Source organism: Roseivivax isoporae LMG 25204, from assembly GCF_000521865.1.
GTDB classification, from domain to species: domain Bacteria; phylum Pseudomonadota; class Alphaproteobacteria; order Rhodobacterales; family Rhodobacteraceae; genus Roseivivax; species Roseivivax isoporae.
Genome location: NZ_JAME01000012.1, coordinates 81,634 through 104,636, shown reverse-complemented (window position 1 = coordinate 104,636; position 23,003 = coordinate 81,634). Strand labels below are relative to the sequence as shown.

The window sequence follows — 23,003 nt, the reverse complement described above, 5'->3', positions numbered from 1 at the left end:
CGCGGCGGCCCGGGTCGAGTCAAAGGCGGTCGCGCGCGGGCGCGACCGCGTGCCTCAGCGGCCCTCGTCCCAGGCGCGCAGCGGCTCCGCGCCACGCTCGCGCAGCGCGTCGAAATAGGCGGACAGGACACGCGTGCCCGCCTCGCCGGTCTGGTCGAGCCAGGGCTGGACGATGTCGGGCAGGCCCTCGACCCAGGCGGTCTTTTCGGCCTCGGGCAGCTCGTGGACCGTGAGGCCCGCCTCCTGCATCTCGGTCATCGCGCGCTCGGCCAGTTCGGCCACGTAGTCGCCGTGGGCGACGGAGGTGGCCGCCGAGGCGTCCTTCATGGCCTCCTGCACGGGGGCGGGCAGGCCGTCGAAGAAGTCCTTGTTCGCGGCGATGGAACCGAAATACATCGAGCCGATGCCGACCCGCGTGAGTTCGGGCGCGACCTCGTAGACCCGCGTCGGCAGGATGCCCGACGCGAAGGACAGGGTGCCTTCCGTCACGCCGGTCTGGATGTTGGTGTAGTAGGTGGTCAGTGCGCCGTCGACGGGCGTGGCCCCGGTGCCCTGAAGCCAGTTCGCGGAAGTGCCCGGCGCGTTCAGGCGACGGTTCTGCAGGTCCCCGAGCGTGCTGATCGGGAACGTCGCGTAGACGTCGTAGCTGTCGGTGATCAGCGACGAGAGCGGGACCATGTTCATGTCGGCCCAGCTCTGCGCCAGGTCCTCCTGGGTCACGTTCAGGTCGTCGAAGATCTCGATCAGCATCCGGTGGTCGGCGGTGGCGAAAGGCGTGAAGTAGGTCACGTTCTGCAGCGGCATGGTCGAGCCCTCCCAGACCGTGCCGACCATGCCGATGTCCACGATGCCGTCCTGGACCGCCTCGGCGGTGTCGGTGAACTTGTAGAGCGTGCCGGCATAGGCCTCGTTCCAGCTCACTTCGTATTCGCCGCCGGCCTCCTCGAGGATGCGGTTCACCTCCGGCTGAAAGGTGTTCTTCATCGCGTAGACCCAGATGTTCTGTTCCGGGTGCGAGGAACCGATATTGACGGTGATCGTTTGCTGCGCCTGCGCCGCGCCGGCCGTGATGGCGGCCGCGGCGACAAGCGTGAAGGTCGTGTAGGTCATGTCTCTCCTCCCGTTATCCGGGCGCTTCATGTCGCGGCGCCCGTCGCGTGTCTCAGTCCCTGATCCGGCCAAGCGCGCGCAGGATGCGCTCGGGCGTGAACGGCATCGCCGTGACCTCGCCGCCCAGGGGGCGGATGGCGTCGTTGATCGCGTTCATGATGGCGGCCGGGGCGCCGGCCGTCCCTGCCTCGCCTGCGCCCTTGGCCCCGAGAGCGCCTTCCTCCGTCGGCGTCTCGATGTGGCGAATGACCATGTCCGGCATCTCGCCCGACATGGGCACGAGGTAGTCGGCCATGGAGCCGTTGAGCATCTGCCCCTCCGCGTCGTAGCAGACCTCCTCGAACAGCGCGCCGCCGATCCCCTGCACGATGCCGCCGCGGATCTGCTCGTCCACCAGCTGCGGGTTGATGATCCGCCCACAATCCTCGACGCACCAGTGCTTGAGCAGCTTCACGAATCCGGTGTCCGGGTCGACCTCGACGAGGCTCGCCTGCACGCCGTTGGTGAAGGCGTAGGGGTAGTTCGACGTGATGTAATGGCGCGTCTGCATGAGCTCGCGCGGCAGGTCCGGAGGCAGCGTGTCGCCGCGGAAATAGACGATCCGGCCGACCTCCTCGATCGGCAGGCGGTCCTCCCCGGTCTCGGCGTCGACGATGACGCCGTCGCGGATGTCGAGCGCCGCGGCCTTGCCCTGCAGCATCGAGGCGGCGACCTCGAGGATCTGGTCGCGGAGCGCGCGGCCCGCCCGCAGCGCGGCCTCGCCGCCGATCCCGGCCCCGCGCGAGGCCCAGGTTCCGCCGCCGAAGGGCGTGACACGGGTGTCGCCGGTCACGACGCGGACCATGTGCGGCCGGATGCCCACGGCCTCGGCCACGATCTGGGCCATGATCGCCTCGGTTCCCTGGCCCTGCTCGGTCACGCCGGTCAGCGCCACCACCGAGCCGTCGGGGTCCATGCGCACCGTGCAGCCGTCCTGCGCCGAGATGCGTGCGCCGCCGATGCCGTACATGAAGGGCGAGGGGTTGGTGAGCTCGATGAAGCTCGCGATTCCGATGCCGCGATGGATGCCCTTGGCGCGCAGCTCCGCCTGCTCGGCGCGGAGCGCGTCGTAGTCCATCGCCTCGACCAGCGCATCGAGCGACTTCTCGTGGCTCAGGCCCTCGAGCTTCAGCCCCGCGACGGTCGACACCGGGTAGGCGTCGTCGCGGATCACGTTGCGGCGGCGGAACTCGACCGGGTCGATCCCCATCTCGTGCGCGGCCTTGTCCACGAGCCCCTCGGTGATCGCCACCGCGACCGGGTGGCCGACCGCGCGGTACTGCGCGCAGATGCCCTTGTTCTGGAACACCGTGCTGGAGCGCACCCGGTAGTGGTCGAAGGCGTAGGGCCCGCCGATCAGGTTGGTGACCTGAAGCCCCTCGACCGCCGAGGTGCGGGGATAGATCGAGTAGGGCCCGATCGCCGCCCAGTCGTCGACGTCGAAGCCGAGGATGCGCCCGTCGGCATCGAGCGCGATCCGGCCCGTCGCCTCGTGGTCGCGGGCGTGGATGTCGGAGAGGAAGCTCTCGAGCCGGTCGGCGGTGAACTTGACCGGGCGGCCCAGCATCTTGGACAGGGCGGCGGTCGCCACCTCGTCGGGATAGACGTGCACCTTGACCCCGAAGGAGCCGCCCACGTCGCCGCAGACCACGCGCACCCGGCTCTCGGGCAGGTCGAGATGCTTGGCGAGCAGCACCTGCAGCATGTGCGGCGCCTGGTTCGAGACATGGGCGGTCAGCTCGGCCTCGCCCGCCTTCCAGTCGGCGACGATCGCACGCGGCTCGAGCGTGACGCCGGTATGGCGGCCCGACTTGAACCAGCCTTCCACGACCTTGTGCGCGCCGGCAAAGGTGCCGTCCACGTCGCCGGCCTCGTTCGTGCGGCGAAAGCAGAGGTTGTCCTCGTAGCCCTCGTGGATGATCGGCGTGTCCGCGTCGAGGGCGGTCATCAGGTCGGTCACGGCAGGCAGCGGATCGTAGTCCACGACCACGAGATCGGCGGCGTCCTCCGCCTCGGCGCGGGTCCGGGCGACCACGGCCACGACGGGCTCGCCCAGATACCGGACCCGGTCGACGGCAAGCGCGTGCTGCGGCGGCGTCTTCATCCCCTGCAGGTGGGCGAGCTTGCCCTCCCACGGGGTGCAGATCGTGGCCATCTCGGTCCCGTCCACGATGCGCACCACGCCCTTCGCCGCCTGCGCGTCGCCAACATCGATCGAGACGATGCGGGCATGGGCATGGGGCGAGCGGACGAAGGCCACGTGGACCATGCGGGGCAGGGTGATGTCGTCGACATAGCGCCCCTGTCCGGCCACCAGCTTGCCCGCGTTGGGGCGGGGGACGGTGCGGCCGATATAGCTGTTCGGGCGGTTGGGATCGTCGAAGCGGATGGTCATTCTGTGGCCTCCCCGGCGCGGGCGCGAGCCGCGGTCTCGATCGCGTCCACGATCGCCTCGTAGCCGGTGCAGCGGCAGTAATTGCCCGACATGTGCTCGCGGATCTCGGCGCGGCTCGGCACCGTCTCGCGCTCGACGAGCGCCTTGGCGGCGACCAGCATCCCCGGCGTGCAGTAGCCGCATTGCAGCGCGTTGCGCGCCACGAAGGCCGCCTGCAGGTCGGCCACGGCACCGGTGTCGGTCAGGCCCTCGACGGTCCAGACCTCGGCCGCCTGCACCTGCGCGGCGAGCGTCAGGCAGCCGCGCACCGGCGCGCCGTCGACCAGCACCGTGCAGGCGCCGCAGACCCCGTGCTCGCAGCCCGCATGGCTGCCGGTCAGTCCGAGGTCGAGGCGCAGCACGTCGATCAGGTGCCGGCCTGCCGGGACGGTCGCCTCCACCTGTTCGCCGTTCACGGTGAAGGTCAGGTCGATGCGGTTGCGGAACGCGTCGGTCATGATGGGTCTCCCAGTTGGGCAGCGAGCCGTCCGAGCAGCACGCCCGCGAGGTGGCGGCGATAGGCGGCGGAGCCCTGCGTGTCCGAGGGCGGGTCGAGCTCGCCCCCGATGGCGGCGCACGCCGCGTCGAGATCGCCCGCGTCCAGCGCAGCCATGGCCGCGCCGCAGAGCATCGGGCGCGGCCCGGCGCCGAAGGCGACGATCCGGTGGCCCGCGGCGCGGCGCACGCCGGCCAGGCCCACGATGGCGTAGTCCCCGGCCCGGCGGGTCGCCTCCTCGATCCCGTGCCGCTCGTCTGCCGCGATGCACGGGACGGCGATGCCGGTGAGGATGTCGCCCTCGTCCAGCGCTGTCTCGAAGACATCGACGAAGAAGTCCGCCGCCGGCACCTCGCGGCGGCCGGCGGGACCCTCGACGATCAGGGTGGCGCCGAGGGCGAGGATGCAGGCGGGGAATTCCGCCGCAGGATCCGCGTGGGCGAGGGAGCCGCCGATCGTGCCGCGGTTGCGGATCGCGTCGTGGGCGATCAGCGGGACCGCCCGGGCAAGCAGCGGCGCATGTTCGGCGACGAGGGGATCGGAGCCGATGTCGACGTGGCGGGTCAGCGCGCCGATCAGCAGGTGGTCCCCCTCGACGCGGACGCCGCGCAGATCCGTGATTCCGGTGATGTCCACCAGCAGGTCACCCGCGGTCAGGCCGAGGTTCAGCGCCGCCACGAGGCTCTGTCCGCCCGCGATCACCCGTCCCATGCCGTTCGCCGCGGCGAGCAGGTCGAACGCGTGCGCAAGGTCGCGCGCCCGCGCATATCCCCCGACCGAAGCCTTCATCGATGTTCCTCCCCTGTGCCGAAGCACTGTTGAGCATGTGATCTTGATGATCTAATGCTCATTTAAAGGCTTAACTTACGATCGGGATTCGGATCAACTAAAAAGCGCTCGCCCGACCGGAGGACCGCCATGCCATCCCTTCCCGAGGACAGTCCCGACGCCGCAGCCGAGGCCGACGGGCCCCGGAGACGCCTTCCGCCAGAGGAACGGCGCGAACAGATCATCGATGCGGCGGTGCGGTTCTTCGCGGATGTCGGGCTCGACGGGAACACGCGCGACCTCGCGAAGCGGCTCGGCGTCACCCAGTCGCTGATCTTCCGCTATTTCGACAGCAAGCAGGACCTGATCGAGGCGGTCTACGGCCGGGTCTACCTCGACCGGATCTCGCCCGGCTGGGCCGCGCTGCTGCGGGACCGCTCGCGTCCCGTGAAGGAGCGCATGACGACTTTCTACCGGGAGTACGGCGAGCGCATCTTCGACCACGACTGGATGCGGATCTTCATGTTCTCGGGGCTTGCCGGGGCGGACCTGAACCGGCGCTACCTCGACCATCTCGGGCGGACGCTGCTCCTGCCGATGCTGGACGAGATCGAGGCGGAGCTTGGCTTCGCCCCGTCACCCGAGGATCTGTGGAACCTGCACGGCGGCATCGTCTACATCGGCATCCGAAAGCACATCTATCAGATGCCCGTTCCCGACGACCCGTATCCCGGGATCGAGAGGGCCATCGACAGGTTCCTCCGCGTCTGACCTTCCCACGGGCGACCGGCACCTGCGGTGGCGAGCTGCAGGTCGGTCGCGGGACGCGGCCCGGCGCAGGCTCTGCACGGTCGGGAAAATCGCAGCGCCCGGCCCGCCACAGCGCCGCGGCGGGCGCGAACCCTAGAGCGGGAACATGCAGCGGTGGCCGCGATCCCCTTCGGGAACCCAGTCCGGGACCGTTTTGCCGCATTCGGGGCGGGACCATGGGCAGCGGGGGTGGAAATCGCAGCCGGAGGGCCGGTTGACCGGGCTCGGCACTTCGCCCGACAGCGTCACCCGCGCGCCCCGGGCATCGGGGTCGGGTTCCGGGTTCGCCGACAGCAGCGCCGCGGTATAGGGATGATGCGAGTGGTCGAAGATCCGATCGGTCGGCCCTTCTTCGACGAACCGGCCCAGGTACATGATCGCCATGCGGTCGGTCACGTGGCGCACGAGGTTGAGGTTGTGCGTGATGACCAGCACCGCCACACCCGTGCGCTTCTGCACCTCGTTGAGCAGGTTCAGGACCTCGCCCTGCACCGACATGTCGAGCCCCGCCGTCGGCTCGTCGGCGATCAGGAGTTTCGGGTCGAGCGCGAGGGCGCGCGCCACGCCGACCCGCCGCGCCTGTCCGCCCGAAAGCTGGTGCGGATAGCGCGAGATGTATTCCGCGGGCAGACCCACGAGGCCCAGAAGCCGCTCGGCCTCGGCCCTGTCGCCGGTCATGCCGTGGATGCGCAAGGGTTCGGTCACCAGCGACCCGACCGTCAGCCGGGGCGAAAGCGATCCGACCGGGTCCTGCCACATCATCGACATCTGGCGCCTCAGCCGGGCCCAGTCGCGGCGCGACGCGGCCGAGATCTCCTGGCCGTCGAACCGGATGCTGCCGGAGGCCGGTTTCTTCAACCCGATCAGCGTGCGGGCGATGGTCGACTTGCCCGATCCGCTTTCGCCGACAAGTCCCAGCGTCTGCCCGGCGTCGATGCGGAACGACACGCCGCTGACCGCCTCGAAATCGTGCGGCTCGCGGCGAAGCGCGGCACGCACTCGGCCCTGCCGGGCATAGCGGATGCGCAGGTCGGTGACCTCGAGCAGGCTCATGCCGCGTCCTCCGCCGGGTCGGACAGGTGGCAGCGCACCCGCTGCCCGGCCGCTCCGGGATAGAGCGGCGGATGATCCCGCTCGCAGCGCCCCCAGGAGCGCGGGCAGCGCGCGCGGAAGGCGCAGCCGGCGGGCGGCTGACGCAGGTCGGGCAGCGTGCCGGGGATCGTCGGCAGGGTGCGGGTTGCGACCTTGATCCGGGCCGGGTCGCAATCCAGCAGCGCCTGCGTGTAGGGGTGCTGCGGATCGTGGAACAGGGCCCGCGCCGTTCCGCGCTCGACCACTTCCCCCGCATACATCACCGCCACGTCGTCACAGAGTTCCGCCACCGTGCCGAGGTGGTGCGAGACGAAGACGACCGAACAGCCGAATTTCCGTTGCAGGTCGCGCAGCAGCGCGACGATCTGCATCTCGAGCGTCGCGTCGAGCGCGGTCGTCGGTTCATCCGCGATCAGCAGATCGGGCTGCGTCAGCAGCGCCATGGCGATGCACACCCGCTGGCGCATCCCGCCCGACAGCTGGTGGGGATACGCGGCGAGCTTTGACGCGGCATCGGGGATCTGGACCTGTTCCAGGAACTCGATCGCCCGCGCGCGCTTGGCGTTGCGCCCGATACGGTCGCGGTACTGGATGTCCAGCATCTGCTGGCCGATCGTGGTCACGGGGTTCAGGGCCGTCATCGGGTCCTGGAAGATCATCGCGATCCGCGTTCCGCGGAGATCCCGCCAAGCCGAGGGCGCGAGCCGCGCGAGGTCGTGGTCCCCCATCCGGATCGCACCGCTTGCGACGCGCGCGTTTTCTGCCAGGAGCCCGATCAGCGAATAGGCGAGCGTCGATTTCCCGCAGCCGGATTCCCCGACGATCCCCAGCACCTTGCCCTTCGGCACGGTCAGGTCGATGTCGCGCAGCGCATGGATCGTGCCGCGCGGCGTCTCGAAATCCACCGACAGCCCTTCGACGGCCAGCAGCGTGTCGTCGGCCGGGGCGGCTGTTGATTGCGTGGACATCAGCCGCCCTTCCTGAGCTTGGGATCGAAGATGTCGCGCAGGGCCTCGCCCATGAAGGTGAACCCGAGCGTGACGAGGATGATCGGCACCGAGCCGCCGATCACCGGCCAGGGCGAGTTGCGGATGAAATTGTAGCCGTCGTTCAGGATCACGCCCCAGGAGGGCGTGGGCGGCCGCACCCCCATGCCGAGGAAACTCAAGCCGGCTTCGGTCGCGATCACCAACGGCACGTCCATCGAGGCGAGGATCAGCAGCGGGCCCAGCACGTTGGGCAGCACATGGACGAACAGCAGCCGCGGCATGCCGACCCCCATGGCGCGTTCGGCGAGGATGAACTCCGCGTTCTTCAGCGCCAGGGTCTGTGTCCGCACGATCCTGGCGTAGATGGGGACCGAGGTGATGGTGACCACCAGCACGACGGTGAACAGGCTGGGCCCGATGATCGTGTCGACCGCGAGGCCGAACACGATGACGGGAAACGACCGCACCGCGTCGAGGACGAGCAGCAGCAGGTTGTCCAGCCACCGCGGCCCCAGTCCCGCGATCAGTCCCAGCGCCAACCCCGCCGTCAGGGCCGCCGAAAGCGATGCGGCGGCCACGAGCATGGCGATCCGCCCGCCCGCGATGACCCGGCTGAAGATGTCGCGGCCGATATTGTCCGTGCCCAGCCAGTGGTCCGCCGACGGTGGCGCCATGCGCGGGCCAACCATGATCGCCGCCGGGTCGTAGGGCACGATCCACGGGGCGAGCAGGGCCGATCCGACGATCAGCGCGACCAGCACGACGCCGATCGCGCCGGTGCGGTTGCCCGACAGCACGCGCAGGCTGCGCGCGAGCAGCGTGGGCTCGGGGAGTGCCGCGTCGCTCATGTCAGATATCCTCGCGTTGACGCGGATCGAGCAGCGCGACCACCAGGTCCGAGATCAGCGTCGCCAGCACGATGATGCAGGTGGTGATCAGCACGGCGCCCAGAACGATGGGGTAGTTGCGTTCGTTCACCGCCCCCACCAGCAGCGCACCGATGCCGGGGCGGGCAAAGATCACCTCGACGAAGACCGCCGCCGAGAACAGGTGCGCCACGCCGGTGCCAATCAGCGTCACGGCGGGCAGGACCGCGATCTTCAGGATGTGCGACCGGGTGATGCGCCGGTCCGGCAGGCCGAAGGCGCGCGCCATGCGGACATGCGGCTGGGTCATGACCTCGAGCATCGAGGCCCGCACGATGCGCGCGATGTAGCCCACCCACGCGACGCCGATGGCGAAAGCCGGCAGGATCAGGTGCACGATACCGTCCAGAAAGCCGTCGCCGGCGCCGATCGCGGGCAGCCAACCCAGCCAGACGGCAAAGATCAGCACGGAATAGAGCGCCATCACGAAGGCCGGGATCGAGATCGTCCCGACCGAGACGACGCCCGACAGGGTGTCGAGCCAGGTGTTGCGCCGCAGCGCCGAATAGGCGCCGAGCGCGATGCCGCACGCCGCCGACCAGAGGATCGCCACTGAGATCAGGATCATCGTGTAGGGCAGCTGCTCGAACACGATCTGCGACACGGCCCGGCCGGTAAAGACGTCCTCGCCCAGATCACCGCGCAGGATGTTGGCGAAGAACATCAGGATCTGCACCGGCAGCGGCCGGTCGAGGCCCATCGCCTCGCGCGTGCGCTCGATCAGTTCGGGCGTCGCTCGGGGCCCGAGGATCATCACCGCCGGATCCCCGGGAACCACGTGCAGCATCAATGTCAGGATGGAGACCGCGACCATGACGATCACCACCGACAGGACCAGCCGTTGTGCGGTGTAGAAAAGCACGGTCGCGGTCTCCCTTGCGCTCAGACCGTGCCGTCGAAGTCGATGAACAGCGGGCGTCCGTCCGGGCGCAGCGCCGGTTCCAGCCCTTGCCGGTACATCACCGGGCTGCCTTCGTGGGTGATGAACTTGTAGGCGCCGGTCGCCTCCATGAGGTCCTGCATCTTGCGATACATCTCGGCGCGCGTGTCGGCGTCCGTCTCGCTCAGCGCGAGCTTGTGCAGCTCGTCGAATTCCGCGTTCGAGAACCGCTCCCAGTTCCAGATGCCGACCTGGTCGGACACGAACCAGCTCGACGCGTAATACGGGTCGGGCAGCATCGAGAACCGGTTGAGAACGAGCTGCATGTCCTTCCAGCGCTCGCCTTCGCTTTCCATGCCGAGCGTCCAGAACGATCCGGAATCCTGCACGTTGATCTGCGTCTGGATGCCGATCTGCGCGAGTTGCGCCTGGATCACCTCGGCCATCGTCTTCCAGACGGTGGCGTTCAGCGCGTCGATCGTCAGCGGCTCGGACGGCGGGCCGCCGGCGGCTTCGAGATATTCGCGCGCCTTGTCCAGATCGCCTGTCACGGGCACCGACGGGGTTTCGCGGTGGCCCGGCAGGCCCGGCGCGATCATGCCCGTCGCCGGGGCCGCTTCTCCGAAATACGCCGCGTCGATGATCTGTTCGGAATTGATCGCGTACTGGATCGCCTTGCGCAGGTTCTCGTCCTGCAGCGCGGGATTGTCGAGGTTCATGCCCAGCCACACGTAGTAGAGCGAGGGATACTCCTCGATCACCGTGTTCTCGGGTTCGTTGCCGCGGTAGTCCGCCAGCGAGGACAGCGTGATCTCCGTGTAGTCCAGATCGCCCGCCTCGTAGGCGCGCTCGGCGGTCTTGGTGTCGTCCATCGGCAGGATGCGGATTTCGTCGAATCCGGGCGCCTCGCCGGTCCAGTCCGGGTTCCGGACGAGGTGGACATACTGGTTGGGCCGCCATTCCTGGAGGATGTAGGGGCCGGAAAAGGCGGGGGGCGTCATGCCGAAGTTGCCGCCGTCGCCGGTGGCTTCCATCACGGCCTTTTTCGACACGATGTGCCCGGTGCCATAGGGCAGGGTGATGGTCCAGAGGGGCTGGAACGGCTCGTTCAGGACGATCACGCCCTCGTACTTGCCGGTGACGTCGACCTTGTTCAGCGGACCCCAGTCGCTTTTCACCGGGCTGTCGTGCTCCAGCACGCGCTCGAACGAAAACTTGACGTCCTCGGCGGTCATCTCGCCGTAGCCGCCGGTGAACATCAACCCTTCCTTCAGCTTGAAGCGGATGTGGGTATCGTCGACCTGCTCGATCTCTTCGGCGGCTTCCAGTTCCCAGTCCCATTCGCGGCCCGGCGTGTAGCGTATCAACTTCGAGTAGATGCAGTTCATCACGTCGACGTTGTAGCCGTTCTGGTAGAACCCGGGGTCGAGCGCATCGAGATCGGCGTAGGAGCTGACGCGCAGCACCTTGCCCGACTGCGCCCATATGCGCGAGCCGAGCGGCATCGTGGCGGCAGCAAGACCGGTCGCCGCTGCGGTTTTCAGGAACGCCCGGCGGCCGAGGTCATTTCGGAAGGCGGTGTCGGTCATGGTTGTCTTCTCCCTGCAGGGCCGTCACGCGGCCGCTCTTGTTGTTCTGGGCGCCGCGCCAAGGCGAACAGCGCGTGGCCCTATGATCCGTCCCGGAATCGCTCCGCGCAACTTCGCAAAGACCGCCGAAAGACGCAGTTCATGCGTCACTCTGCGAATGATTACCCGAGGTCACGCGGGATTTCGCAATCCCAGCTGTCCTCGTGGGCGATCCGGTCGCCCTCCTTGGCCACCAGCCGCGCCCTGACGATGAAATGCGTGGCGGTCGCGGTCATCTCGGTTTCGGTGCGGCTGGTCATCCGCCAGTCGCCGCGCGACATCTCGAGATCCCAGACGACGTGTCCCTTGAACGATCGCCAGTCGTCGCCGGTGAAGGAATAGGTCTCGACGCCGGCCGCGCCGGTGGTGATGCCGTTGTCTGCGATGCGGATGCGGCCCGAATCGTCGGTGACCGTGATGCGGGTCTCGCCCGTGGCAAGGCTCTCGGTCACCACCCAGTCCGCGCGGGCCGGCGACAGGGTCTCCGCCTGCATCGGCGGGGCGCCCCTGGGCGTGCCGAGGTCGCGCGGCGTCGGATCGTCGGTCGCCTTGCGCACCGGCAGGATCAGACGGGTATTCGCGGTGTCCACCGTCAGTTCGACGGGTTCCGGTGCGGGCCAGGCGACGGGGAAATAGCTGGTCGAGAGGGACAGCCGTAGGCGATGGCCGGCGCGGAAGGTCTGCGCCACGTGCTTGAACGGTACGGTCGCGGTATAGGTCTCGCCCGGAACCAGCGCCTCGGGCGTCTCGTGGCTGTCACGATGTGTCAGGTTCAGCAGGCCGTAGCTGACGCGCGTGGCCGCGCCGTGCGGCGCCACGTCGACCAGACGCGCAGCCACCTGCGCCACCGGTCGGTCCACGCTGAACGTGAGCTCGAGAGCCGCATCGCCCGCGATGTCCAGCGGTGCATCGAGGGGCGCGGTCTCGAACACGAGGCTGCCGGCATCGTCGCGTCGCTGGTCGACCGGCTGATCGCCGGGCATCGCATAGGAGCACCATTTGCCGCCCGCGATCCCTGTCCCCAGCGGCGACAGGATCCGTCGCGTGCCTGCGGGCCCGGCATCGAGCCCGAGCGACCCGTCGGCACCGAGGGCATACGCCGTCCGCTCGACGTTTGGCGATGGCCAGGACGGCTCCTCGATCCAGCGCCCGTCGCGGTGGGCGTAGTGGCTGGCCGGCTCCGCGTGATCCTGCAGGTACAGCCGCAACTGGGGCTCATCCATGATGCCGGTATCGATCCCCTTCAGCCAATGGTCCCACCAGCGCAGCTCCTCGGCCGCCCAGTCGATCGCGGGACCGGGCACGCCGATATGCGGGTACTTGTGCGACCATGGACCCACGAGGCCCTTCTTCGGCCCCTGCAGCGTTTCCATCAGGCGAAAGACGGTGCGGCAGTAGCCGTCTGCCCAGCCCGAGACCGCGTAGACCGGCACCTCGATGCGGGAGATGTCCTCGCAGACCGAACCGTGCTTCCAGAAGGCATCGCGGCGCTGGTGCTCGAGCCAGTTCTTCAGCCACAGGCCCGAGCCCCGGAGGCGCTGCATCCACATCTCGCGCCACTTGCCGCCGACAAGGTCGGGGTCCGGCGGCAAGGTGTTGATCGCGAACATGTTCGACGCCCACGAGATCTGATCGACCACCATCGTCCCGCCCATGTAATGGACGTCGTCCGCGTACCGGTCGTCGGTCGAGGCGATGGACACCACCGCCTTGAGTGCCGGCGGCTGAAGCGCGGCGATCTGAAGGCCGTTGAAGCCACCCCACGAGATACCGACCATGCCGACCTTGCCGTCGCACCAGTCCTGCGCGGCGATCCAGTCGATCACGTCGCAGCCGTCCTGAAGCTCCTGCGCGGTGTATTCGTCGACCATCAGCCCTTCGGACTCACCGGTGCCGCGCAGGTCGACGCGGACATAGGCATAGCCGTGCGCGGCCAGGTGGGGCGCGCGTACCGCGTCCCGCGCCAGCGTGCCGTCACCCTTGCGGTAGGGGAGGTATTCGAGGATCCCCGGGACCGGCGCCGCATCCGCGGGGCGCCATATGCGCGCGGCAAGGACGCAGCCATCGGGCAGCGTGATTTCGACATGCCGCTCTTCGATGACGTCGTGATGGCTGGTCGGTCGCTGGTCCATGCAGAGGCGCTCCCTTGACGGTGTCGGCGCCAACCTGTCATGCGCCTGCTTGCGTCACAACTTCGCGGCGCGACGCAGGTTGACATGAAAAGTGCGTCGGATAGCGTCAGATCATGATATCCGATCCGCTTCCTGCCAACCTGTCCTATGCCTGCAGCCTGTTTCCCTCGATCGCGCATGTCTGCCGTCGGATCGGGATCAACCGGCAGCAATTCAACAAGTACCTGGCTGGCGCGGTGCGTCCGTCGCGGCACAACACGCGCAAGATCTGCGATTTTTTCGGCGTCACGGAAGCGGAACTGCTGATGGAGACGCCCCGTTTCGTCGAGCTGATCTCGCTGCGGCGGCGCCCCGTGCCCGAGGCCGAGTCATCGCCGATCGGTCCCACGCTGAAACGCCTGAACCAGTTTTCCGCGCCGCTCGACCGCTATTGCGGCGCCTACTTCCGCTACTTCTTCTCCTACAGCACGCCCGGTCAGATCATTCGGTCCTTCGCGCTGCTGACCCGGCGCGACGGATACTACCTGTGGAAGAACATCGAGCGCGACAACAGCGGGCCGGCCGGGGCGCGGGACGTCTACAAGTACGAAGGGCTGGCGTTCTACCTCGGCGAACGGATCAACGTGGTGGAAAACGAGTGCCTGCTGTCGTCATCGGTGACGCAGATGATGCTCTACCCGTCCTATTCGGCCGGGATCGACTACCTGCTGGGCATCCAGACGGGCGGCCCGTTGAAGCGCGGCCGCAAACCGGCCGCCTCGCGCGTGCTGCTCGACTATCTCGGGCAGAACGTGGATCCGAAGCGCGCGCTGGCGCAGTGCGGTACCTTCGATCCGCAGACGCTCGATCCCCGGATCGTCGCGCTGGTCCGGCACGACGGCCCCCTGCACGATTCGATTTTCGAGGTCGAACAGCTGTGAACTCCGAACGCTGCGGACCACGGCGGTCTGCAGCGTCCGCCGCATTCCGAGGGCGATGAGGCTCAGAGCCCGAACGCGGCTGCCTCACCGGATTGTCGAGGTCCCACCGGAACATCGAGGCAACGGCCAGACCATTGAGACACCGGTATCCGTGCGGTTGCCGGAGGCGCGAGCGCGGCCGGTGCCGATCCATCCGAACCGATTGCTTCCGGCCGGTGCCGATGCCGGCAATCGGCCATTCGCGACGGGACTCGAGCCAAAGTGGTTGACGAAACCGGTTTCGGTGCGTTCAATGGACCCCATTGGAAGGAGAGACGGGATGACCCGCCGCATCACGCTGCGCGATCTGGCGACCGAGACCGGCCTGTCGAAGGGCACGGTGTCGCGTGCGCTGAACGGCTATCCCGACATCAGTCCTGCCACTGTCGCGCGGGTGCGGGAGGCGTCCGAGCGGATCGGATACCGTCCCCTCGCGCTGGCGCAGTCGATCCGCACGGGCCGGTCCCGTTCGATCGGACTTGTCCTGCAGATGGAGCAACACGACGCGCAGCGTCCGTTCCTTGCCGAATTCCTGCGGGGCATCACCCGGGCGGCCTCGGCGCAGGACTGGACGCTCACCGTCGCGACCGCCGAAAGCGAGGACGAGGGCCTGGAAACCTATCTGCGCCTGATCACCGAGCGGAAGGCCGACGGCTTCATCCTGCCGCGCACCCTGCGTCAGGACCCGCGCGTCGCGCTGCTGCGCGATGCGGGCTTTCCCTTCGTCCTGTTCGGACGCACCGAGGACAGCACGGAGTGCGCCTGGTTCGACATCCGCGGCGAGCGCGCCATGCAGCAGGCGGTGACGCGGCTCGCCACGTTCGGCCATCGGCGCATCGCGTTCATCGGTGCGGATTCGATCTATACCTACGCGACGAAGCGCCTGGACGGCTACCGTACGGGCATGACCGAGGCCGGCCTTTCGCCCTGCATCACGACGGGTCACGCCACGGCCGAGGACGGGGCGGCGGCGCTCGAGGCGCTGCTGGACGGTGACGCGCCGCCGACCGGCGTGATCTGCGCCACCGATCTCCTGGCCGTCGGAGCCGTGCGGAGTTGCCGGGCGAGGGGCCTCAAGGTCGGGCACGACATCTCGATCATCGGCTACGACGGCAGCCGCGAGGGACAGGCGATGGAGCCGCCCCTGACGACGTTCGCGGTCGACCAGGTCGCCGCGGGCACGCGGCTGGCCGAGATGCTGATCGCGCGGATCGGCGGGACCGATCCCCACGAACTGCGGGAGACGGCCGACGCCGTCCTGCGGGAAGGCGGCACGGACGGACCGCCGCCAGGAAATTGAAGCCATTTTTGGGAGGAAGACCATGACCACCACGACCCTTGCCCGGGCCCTGATGGGCACCGCGCTGACGGTGCTTGTCGCGGCACCGGCCACCGCCGACATCCGGTTCTGGACGACCGAGGAGCAGCCCGAGCGCCTCGAGCGGCAGCAGCAGCTTGCGGCAGATTTCGAGGAGGCGTCGGGAATCGCGGTCGAAGTGATCCCGGTGACCGAGAGCGATCTCGGCACGCGTGCCACCGCGGCCTTCGCGGCCGGGGACCTGCCCGACGTGATCTATCACACCCTGCAATACGCCTTGCCCTGGGTCGAGGCCGGGATCCTCGACGTCGAGGCCGCGACCGAGGTTATCGAGACGCTCGGTCCCGACACCTTCGCGCCGGGTGCGCTGGAATTCGCGTCCACCGAAGACGGCTATGCGGCCGTACCGGTAGATGGCTGGACGCAGATGATCCTCTACCGCAAGGATCTGTTCGAGGAGAACGGGCTCGAGCCGCCGAACAGCTATGCCAACGTGACCGCCGCGGTTGAGGCGCTCCACAACCCGCCGGAGATGTTCGGATTCGTCGCCGCCACGAAGGTGGACGACAACTTCATGAGCCAGGTCCTGGAACACGTGTTCCTGGCCAACGGCGCGAGCCCCGTGGGCGAGGACGGCTTCACCGGGTTCGACGAGGAGCGCACCGTCGAGGTGCTGGAGTTCTACAAGACCATCGCCGACGCCTCGCCTCCGGGCGAGCTGTTCTGGGAACAGTCGCGGACGCTCTACTTCTCTGGCGAGGCGGCGATGATCATCTGGTCGCCATTCATCCTCGACGAGCTGGCCGGGCTGCGCGACGACGCGCCGCCGACGATCAACGACGATCCCACCTCGGCCGAGCTGGCATCGAAGACCGGGATCGTCACCAGCTTTTCGGGTCCGTCCAACCCGGACGGCGCGGCCTGGGCCGATCTGCGGTATTTCGGGATCACCGTCGATGCCGACTTCGACGAGGCGCAGCAGTTCCTCGAGTTCTCCATGAGCGAGGGCTACACCCAGACGCTGGCCATCGCGCCGGAAGGCAAGTTCCCGGTGCGCCGGGGCACGCAGGAAAACCCCGAGGAATTCATCGACGCCTGGTCGCAGCTGCCCGTGGGCGTGGACCGCAAGGCGCCGCTGTCCGAGCTCTACGATCCGGCGATGATCGAGGAGATCGTGGCGGGCCTCGACACCGCGCAGCGCTGGGGCATCGAGGACGGCCAGCTGGCGCTCGCGTCGAAGATCGTCAACAGCCAGGTCATCAACCGCATCGTCCGCCAGTACATCGACGGCACCATGGATGCCGCGGCGGCCGTGCAGCAGATGAACGACGAACTCGGCTCGATCGAGTGACCGACACCATGCGCGCCGGAGCGATCCGGCGCGCATGAACCGGGCAGGGAGGACCACATGAGTAACGCCATTCCACCGAGGGGACCCGGGGCGCTGGGTCGCCGCGAGGCACGACTGGCCTGGGGGCTGCTCCTGCCGACGCTGGCCATCGTCTCGGCGGTCGTGGTGCTGCCCTTGCTCGCGATCTTCTGGATTTCCTTCAAGCCCGTGGGCCTGGCCGACCTGAGGCCGCCCGCGCCGGTCGTGCGTGAAAGCCTGCGCGGCGAAGGCGAGGATCTGCGCCTGCAATACCGCCTGCGCAATTCCTCGCGGGATGTGCCCATCACGGCCGTCACCATGAGCGACACAGTTCCGCCGGGACTGACCATCCGGCAGGCCGACGACCGCTGCGAGGTGACGGGTGCGGAGATCTTCTGCAACCTGGGGGATCTGGAGGCCGGCGGCCGGGACGAGATCGAGATCCTGGTCTCGGCACAGGGCGATCCGGACGCCTTGGGCGAACTGGCCGAAGCCAGCCCGCCGGTTCTGACCGGCAATGCTCCCAACATCCTGACCAACGCGGAATTCACGTTGGACAATTTCGCCCGCGTCTTCGACGGCGACGAGTTCTGGGGCGTGCTGGGCGTGACGCTGTTCTACGCCACCGTCGGCACCATCGGTGCGCTGGTCGTCGGCCTTTTCGCCGCCATGCTGCTCGACCGGTCGTTCCGGGGGCAGGGGGTGCTCCGCGGTCTCTACCTGTTCCCCTACGTCGCTCCGGTGATCGCGGTTGCCTTCACGTGGGTCATCCTGTTCGACCCGTTCTCTGGATCGGCCAACGCGCTGCTGATCCGGATGGGCCTGACCGACACCGCCATCAACTTCTTCGGCGACCGGCCGCTCGCGCTGATCATGGTGACGCTGTTCGAGATCTGGCGGTACTTCCCGCTGTCCTTCCTGTTCATCCTGGCCAGGATGCAGTCCATCCCCGAGGACATGTACGAGGCCGCCGACATGGACGGCGCGTCACCGTTCCAGAAGTTCTGGTACCTGTCGCTGCCGCAGCTTCTGGGCATCCTGTCGGTGCTGTTCCTGTTGCGCTTCATCTGGACCTTCAACAAGTTCGACGACATCTTCCTTCTGACCGGCGGCAATGCAGGCACGCGCACCCTGACCGTGAACGTCTACGAACAGGCCTTCGCCGTGTCGAATATCGGCGCGGGGGCGGCTGTGGCCGTGGTGATCTTCGGATGCCTGCTGCTGTTCTCGGTCTTCTTCTTCAAGCTCATCAGCCGGGAGGAAGGGCTATGAACCGCCTGCGCACCGGGTACGTTACCGCCGCTGTCCTGGGCATCCTGTGGACCTTCACGATGGCCGTGACCGTCGCCATCGCGATGTCGTTCCTGACCGGCGCGGCGTTCCGGCCCGCGCTCGTCTGGTCAGCCGTCTTCGGCGCGCTGGCCGGGGTGGCGTGCCTCCGGGGCCGGGCGGGTGCCGGGATCGCCGCAACCGGCCTGCTGGTCGCCGGGCTTCTGGGGCTCGGGCCGGTTCAGACGGACGACGTGGGCGCGCTGTCGCGCGTTCTCGGCCAAGCGATCGCGGCGGGTGCCACGGCAGCGGGGCTGCGGGCCTATCTTCGGGACCTGCCGCCGCACCGCCTGACGCGCCACGAATTCGAGGATGCGGTGATCCGCTTCCTGACCGGCTTCGGATACGTCTTCTTCACCGCGATCGTCGCCATCCCGTTCTACGTGATGGTGATGACCAGCTTGAAGAACCAGCAGCAACTCGTTCAGAATCCTCTCGATTTCAGCATCGATCTGTCCCGCGGCTGGGGGCTGTTCGACAGCTATGTCGAACTGATGACCGTGTTCAACTTCGGCTCGTACCTGTGGACCAGCTTCTACGTCGCGGTCCTGACCGTCGTGCTGACGCTGGCCTTCTCGATCCCGGGTGCCTACGCCGTCGCCCGGTTGCGGTTCCGCGGCGCGGCGGTGTTCTCCCGCTCGATCCTGCTGATCTACATGGTCCCGATGATCGTGCTCGCGCTGCCGATCTACATTGGATACTCGATGGTGGGTTTGCGCAACTCGGTGCTGGGCATCGTGCTGATCTACCCCGTGACCACCATTCCCGTCGCGCTCTACATGCTGCAAGGCTACTTCCGCGGGCTCCCGGCCGAGGTCGAGGAGGCCGGGCTGATGGACGGGCTGTCGCGCCTCGCGGTGATCTGGAAGATCACGCTGCCATTGTCGCTGCCGGCGCTGGCCTCCGTCTCGCTCTATGTCTTCATGATCGCGTGGAACGAGTTCCTGCTGGCCTTCATGCTGCTGGACGACCCCTCGAAGTTCACCCTGACACGCGGCATCGCCTCGCTCGACAGTTCGGAAATCCCGCGTCAGCACCTGATGGCGGGGTCGGTCATCGCGACATTGCCGATCATGGCGATCTTCCTCGGGCTAGAGCGGTTCATGACGCGCGGTCTGACCGCCGGGTCGGTGAAGGGATGACGCACGAGGTGATTTCGTGAGCCGCAACACACCGACGGACGAGCAACCGCGCCCGTTTCACTCCGACAGAAAGGCTGGCTGGATGTCAGACAAGGACCTCGACGCAACCGCACGCGACATCCTCGTGTCGAACGACCGCGGCGGATACACGATTCCCACCAAAGGGCTCTATCCCTTCCAGTGGAACTGGGATTCCGCCTTCGCGGCCTGGGGGTTCTCGACCTTTGACGCCGATCGCGCCTGGACCGAACTCGAGACGCTGTTCTCGGCCCAGTGGGACAGCGGCATGGTTCCGCACATCGTCTTCCACAAGGAGGATGACGGCTATTTTCCCGGTCCCGAGGTCTGGGGCACCGGAACGTCGCCGGCGACCTCCGGAATCTCGCAGCCGCCGGTGGCGGCGATCCTCGCGCGGCTGATCCACGACCGGGTGGGCGGGACCGACCGCCTGCGCGCGCTGTATCCGAAGCTCCTGGCCTGGCACCGCTGGTGGCGGGAGTGCCGCACCGTCCACGGCGTCGCCTGCATCACCCACCCTTGGGAATCCGGCCGCGACAATTGCCCCGACTGGGATCCGGGCATGGCCAATGTCGACGGATCGGACGTGGGAGCCTACCAGCGCCGCGACACCGGTCACGTGGACGCGGCCATGCGTCCCGGCAAGGACGACTACGACCGCTACCTCGCCATGGTGCAGTTCGGCCGCGCCTGCGGCTGGGACCAGGCGACCATCCGCGACGACGGCCCCTTCCTGATGGGCGATCCCGCGATCAGCTTCATCCTGATCCGCGCGAACCGCGATCTCGCGGCCATGGCCGCAACGCTGGGCGAGGACGGCAGCGAGCCCGCCCTCTGGGCGGACGAGATGGAAGCGGCGCTGCCATGGCTGTGGAACGCGGACCTTCAGGCCTATGCCGCGCGCGATGCGCGCACGGGCCGCTTTGCGTCGAACATTTCCTCGGGCGCGGCGCTGGCGCTCCTCGCCGGTGTCGAGAACGCCGCGATGGAGGCGAAGCTGGCCGAGATGTGGGACCGCGTGACCTATGGCATCCCGTCGAACGACCCGGCTGCCGCAGGTTTCGAACCCCGCCGCTACTGGCGCGGACCGACCTGGCCGGTGGTCAACGCGCTGATCGCCGTGGGCCTCGCGGATGCGGGACGCCACGAGGACGAGGCACGATTGCGTCGCGAGACCGCCGCCTTGATCCGGCAGGGCGGATTCTTCGAGTATTTCGACCCGCTGGACGGCACCGCCTGCGGTGGCGACAGGTTCACGTGGACGGCTGCCATCTGGCTGGCCTGGGCGAACAGGGAGGCTGCGTGATGGGCGCGATCCGGCTGGAAGGACTGGAAAAGTGGTTCGGCGACGTGCAGGTCATCAAGGGGATCGACCTCGATATCGCGGATGACGAGTTCATCGTCTTCGTAGGTCCGTCGGGCTGCGGCAAGTCCACTCTCCTGCGCATGATCGGCGGGCTCGAGGAAATCAGCCGCGGCAGGCTGGTGATCGATGGCCGGGACGTCACCGCGGACCCGCCGTCGAAGCGCGGGCTGTCGATGGTGTTCCAGAGCTACGCCCTCTACCCGCACATGTCGGTGCGCGAGAACATGGGGTTCTCGCTCAAGACCGGCGGTGCGCCCAAGGCCGAGATCGCCGAGAAGGTTGGCGATGCCGCGCGCATCCTCAAGCTCGAGGACTATCTCGACCGGCGGCCCAAGGTGCTTTCGGGTGGGCAGCGCCAGCGCGTGGCGATCGGCCGCTCCATCGTGCGCGACCCCACGGCCTTCCTGTTCGACGAGCCGCTGTCGAACCTCGACGCCGCCCTGCGCGTCGAGATGCGCTACGAGATCGCCAAGCTGCACCAGGCGCTGGGACGCACGATGATCTACGTCACCCACGACCAGGTCGAGGCCATGACCCTCGCCGACCGGATCGTCGTGCTGGAATACGGGACCATCGCCCAGGTGGGCACGCCGCGCGAATTGTACGAGGAACCGGCGAACCTGTTCGTGGCCCAGTTCATCGGCTCGCCGGCCATGAACATCCTTCCCTGCGCGCCGTCCGGGAACGGCGTCGCACCGCGCGGCGGCCGCCGCATCGCCGGGACCGAGACGCACGGCGGCGCGGCGAATATCGGCGTCCGCCCCGAGAACCTCGAGACGGTGTCCCCGGGCGAGGGCATGATCGATGGTACGGTGGAGGTCGTCGAGTATCTGGGAGCGGATAGCTTTCTCATCGTCCGCACCGAGGAGGCGGGCCAGATCACGGTGCGCACGGACGGCACCACGAGCGTGCGGCCCGGAGACAGGATGGGCCTCGCCGCGACGGGGAAGGTCCACTACTTCGACGAGGCGGGCCGGACACTGCGCTAGGGTCAAGGGTCAGCGGTCAGCCGCGCGTTGCGTGATCCAGCCTCCCCTCGCAGCGCGCCTGCTGCGGATGACCTTTTCTGGCTGACCGACGCGCAGAGGCAGCAGCTGCATGTCCAGGACAGGCACGGCCGCTGAGGCGCGGAACTAGCGGCGCAATTGGAGGCGATGCACACCCCTGGTGGCGATGCCCCTTGTCGTGAGGGGGAATCTGGTCGGATCGCCCCGTGGAATGCGCTCCTTGCCATTCACACCTTGAAAACTGCCGCGCTCATTCCGGTCAAGGCCGGCAGAATGCCTGCCATAGCCTGCTCGTGGAGTGGGCCGTGATGAAGGATGGGCGTCGTTGCGAAACACTGGCTAAGCCGTTCCATGATGTCCGGCGATATCGCCATCGTCCTCTCCGTCACACCGGCGACAGGAAGGTCCGGACGCTGAACGTCGGGATGCGACGGTCTTCCTCAGACCTGTAGCGAAGCGGCCAATTTGCGCCCACGGCAGAGGTGTAGTATTGCCCGGTACAGACACCATCGACGAGTGTGCCGTGGTAGCTGCGCACATCGTCGGTATTGTCCTAGGTGGTGCGCAAGATCGCGAGCGCTTCGCGGTCGATCTGACCAAGCATGTTCCCCAGCGCGCATTCGGACCTTTCAACAAGGCGTTGCAGCGCGTGACCGGAGAAGGAAACGCGCTTCATGGTGGATTTCCATGCCGCCCTTGATCCTGGGCGGCGGCCTCCCGACTGCGGGGAGCGGCCACGGCGCGCATACGCTCAAGGGCCTCGATCTCGAACCGAGCGAGGCTTTCCAGCAGCCTTTCCTGAACTTCGGGCGCAATCGCCATGGTCGTCTCCGCGTCTGCGGCGAAGACCAGGTCGCTCATCTCGGTGAGGCGGCGGGCCAGGATCTTCGCGTCGCGGAGGACATGGCTACGAAGGGAAAAGCACAGAAAAACTTTTTTCGGCCGCGTCGCGCTTTGTTTGTCCGGCCGGTCGGAGACAGCCTCGCCCCGGTCCCGTAGGGACCGGGGCAGGCGTCTGCGCCAGAAGAAGCCGGCGCGGCGGATCTCGAGGTGGGGCGGCAAGCTCCGATTCCGGGGCATGGAGATGCCCTCCCGTGCACACGTTGTGCACCGCCGTGTGCACCAGGTTGTGCACCTCGTCGTCGAGCTCCGAGTCCGGGCCTCGAAAATTCAATGATTTCAGGGGGTAGC

General features: G+C 67.7%; 20 protein-coding genes. 8 read left to right on the top strand and 12 right to left on the bottom strand.

Going from position 1 to position 23,003, the window contains the following annotated elements; translation table 11 throughout:
• Positions 1–54: 54 nt before the first annotated feature.
• From RISW2_RS09760 to RISW2_RS09745, 4 genes are read right to left on the bottom strand one after another with little or no spacing between them, the layout of a single operon-like run.
• A complete protein-coding gene (locus RISW2_RS09760; protein WP_043769758.1) occupies positions 55–1,110 on the bottom strand; it encodes a C4-dicarboxylate TRAP transporter substrate-binding protein in 1,056 nt (351 codons plus the stop codon).
• A 52-nt stretch (positions 1,111–1,162) separates the two neighbouring features.
• Complete coding sequence (locus tag RISW2_RS09755; protein WP_043769753.1) at positions 1,163–3,544, bottom strand: xanthine dehydrogenase family protein molybdopterin-binding subunit; 2,382 nt, start codon at positions 3,542–3,544, stop codon at positions 1,163–1,165.
• On the bottom strand, positions 3,541–4,041 hold the full coding sequence (locus RISW2_RS09750; RefSeq protein WP_043769750.1) for a (2Fe-2S)-binding protein: 501 nt from the start codon (positions 4,039–4,041) through the stop codon (positions 3,541–3,543). The genes RISW2_RS09755 and RISW2_RS09750 overlap by 4 nt, the downstream gene beginning before the upstream one ends.
• On the bottom strand, positions 4,038–4,868 hold the full coding sequence (locus RISW2_RS09745) for an FAD binding domain-containing protein (RefSeq protein ID WP_043769748.1): 831 nt from the start codon (positions 4,866–4,868) through the stop codon (positions 4,038–4,040). Before RISW2_RS09745 ends, RISW2_RS09750 begins: the two co-directional genes overlap by 4 nt.
• Before the next feature lie 129 nt (positions 4,869–4,997).
• Here RISW2_RS09745 and RISW2_RS09740 point away from each other — a divergent pair, with 129 nt between their 5' ends.
• Positions 4,998–5,618, top strand: coding sequence for a TetR/AcrR family transcriptional regulator (locus RISW2_RS09740; RefSeq protein WP_043769745.1), 621 nt, complete (start codon positions 4,998–5,000; stop codon positions 5,616–5,618).
• Positions 5,619–5,750: 132 nt separating this feature from the next.
• Here RISW2_RS09740 and RISW2_RS09735 read toward each other — a convergent pair whose 3' ends face one another.
• The 6 genes from RISW2_RS09735 to RISW2_RS09710 all read right to left on the bottom strand — a co-directional run bounded on the left by RISW2_RS09735 (position 5,751) and on the right by RISW2_RS09710 (position 13,304).
• Entirely contained in the window at positions 5,751–6,710 is a 960-nt protein-coding gene (locus RISW2_RS09735) for an ABC transporter ATP-binding protein (protein ID WP_043769742.1), read from the bottom strand.
• Complete coding sequence (locus RISW2_RS09730) at positions 6,707–7,717, bottom strand: ABC transporter ATP-binding protein (RefSeq protein WP_043769739.1); 1,011 nt, start codon at positions 7,715–7,717, stop codon at positions 6,707–6,709. Before RISW2_RS09730 ends, RISW2_RS09735 begins: the two co-directional genes overlap by 4 nt.
• Positions 7,717–8,586, bottom strand: a complete 870-nt coding sequence (locus RISW2_RS09725; protein ID WP_043769737.1) for an ABC transporter permease — start codon at positions 8,584–8,586, stop codon at positions 7,717–7,719. Before RISW2_RS09725 ends, RISW2_RS09730 begins: the two co-directional genes overlap by 1 nt.
• Position 8,587: 1 nt before the next feature.
• Positions 8,588–9,526, bottom strand: a complete 939-nt coding sequence (locus tag RISW2_RS09720) for an ABC transporter permease (protein ID WP_043769734.1) — start codon at positions 9,524–9,526, stop codon at positions 8,588–8,590.
• A gap of 20 nt (positions 9,527–9,546) precedes the next feature.
• Entirely contained in the window at positions 9,547–11,133 is a 1,587-nt protein-coding gene (locus RISW2_RS09715) for an ABC transporter substrate-binding protein (protein ID WP_043769731.1), read from the bottom strand.
• 161 nt (positions 11,134–11,294) lie between these two features.
• Positions 11,295–13,304, bottom strand: coding sequence for a CocE/NonD family hydrolase (locus RISW2_RS09710; protein ID WP_051491907.1), 2,010 nt, complete (start codon positions 13,302–13,304; stop codon positions 11,295–11,297).
• Between the two features lie 113 nt (positions 13,305–13,417).
• Here RISW2_RS09710 and RISW2_RS09705 point away from each other — a divergent pair, with 113 nt between their 5' ends.
• The 7 genes from RISW2_RS09705 (at position 13,418) to RISW2_RS09675 (ending at position 21,794) form a co-directional block, all read left to right on the top strand.
• Positions 13,418–14,224: a helix-turn-helix domain-containing protein gene (locus tag RISW2_RS09705; RefSeq protein WP_051491906.1), complete on the top strand. Its 807-nt coding sequence runs from the start codon at positions 13,418–13,420 to the stop codon at positions 14,222–14,224.
• A gap of 319 nt (positions 14,225–14,543) precedes the next feature.
• A complete protein-coding gene (locus RISW2_RS09700; protein WP_156943815.1) occupies positions 14,544–15,563 on the top strand; it encodes a LacI family DNA-binding transcriptional regulator in 1,020 nt (339 codons plus the stop codon).
• A gap of 22 nt (positions 15,564–15,585) precedes the next feature.
• A complete protein-coding gene (locus RISW2_RS09695; protein ID WP_043769725.1) occupies positions 15,586–16,932 on the top strand; it encodes an ABC transporter substrate-binding protein in 1,347 nt (448 codons plus the stop codon).
• A gap of 57 nt (positions 16,933–16,989) precedes the next feature.
• Complete coding sequence (locus RISW2_RS09690; RefSeq protein ID WP_043769721.1) at positions 16,990–18,222, top strand: carbohydrate ABC transporter permease; 1,233 nt, start codon at positions 16,990–16,992, stop codon at positions 18,220–18,222.
• Positions 18,219–19,421: a carbohydrate ABC transporter permease gene (locus RISW2_RS09685; RefSeq protein WP_043769717.1), complete on the top strand. Its 1,203-nt coding sequence runs from the start codon at positions 18,219–18,221 to the stop codon at positions 19,419–19,421. The genes RISW2_RS09690 and RISW2_RS09685 overlap by 4 nt, the downstream gene beginning before the upstream one ends.
• Positions 19,422–19,503: 82 nt before the next feature.
• Positions 19,504–20,745: an MGH1-like glycoside hydrolase domain-containing protein gene (locus tag RISW2_RS09680; protein ID WP_043769714.1), complete on the top strand. Its 1,242-nt coding sequence runs from the start codon at positions 19,504–19,506 to the stop codon at positions 20,743–20,745.
• The gene (locus RISW2_RS09675) at positions 20,745–21,794 is read left to right on the top strand and encodes an ABC transporter ATP-binding protein (protein ID WP_043769712.1); all 1,050 of its coding nucleotides are present in this window, start codon (positions 20,745–20,747) and stop codon (positions 21,792–21,794) included. The genes RISW2_RS09680 and RISW2_RS09675 overlap by 1 nt, the downstream gene beginning before the upstream one ends.
• A gap of 571 nt (positions 21,795–22,365) precedes the next feature.
• On the opposite strand, the gene RISW2_RS25810 is transcribed toward RISW2_RS09675, so the two are convergent.
• Positions 22,366–22,488 (bottom strand): hypothetical protein, encoded by a 123-nt coding sequence (locus RISW2_RS25810; RefSeq protein WP_280113164.1) that lies wholly within the window; start codon positions 22,486–22,488, stop codon positions 22,366–22,368.
• Positions 22,485–22,874: a hypothetical protein gene (locus tag RISW2_RS09670; RefSeq protein ID WP_156943814.1), complete on the bottom strand. Its 390-nt coding sequence runs from the start codon at positions 22,872–22,874 to the stop codon at positions 22,485–22,487. The genes RISW2_RS25810 and RISW2_RS09670 overlap by 4 nt, the downstream gene beginning before the upstream one ends.
• Positions 22,875–23,003: the final 129 nt, after the last annotated feature.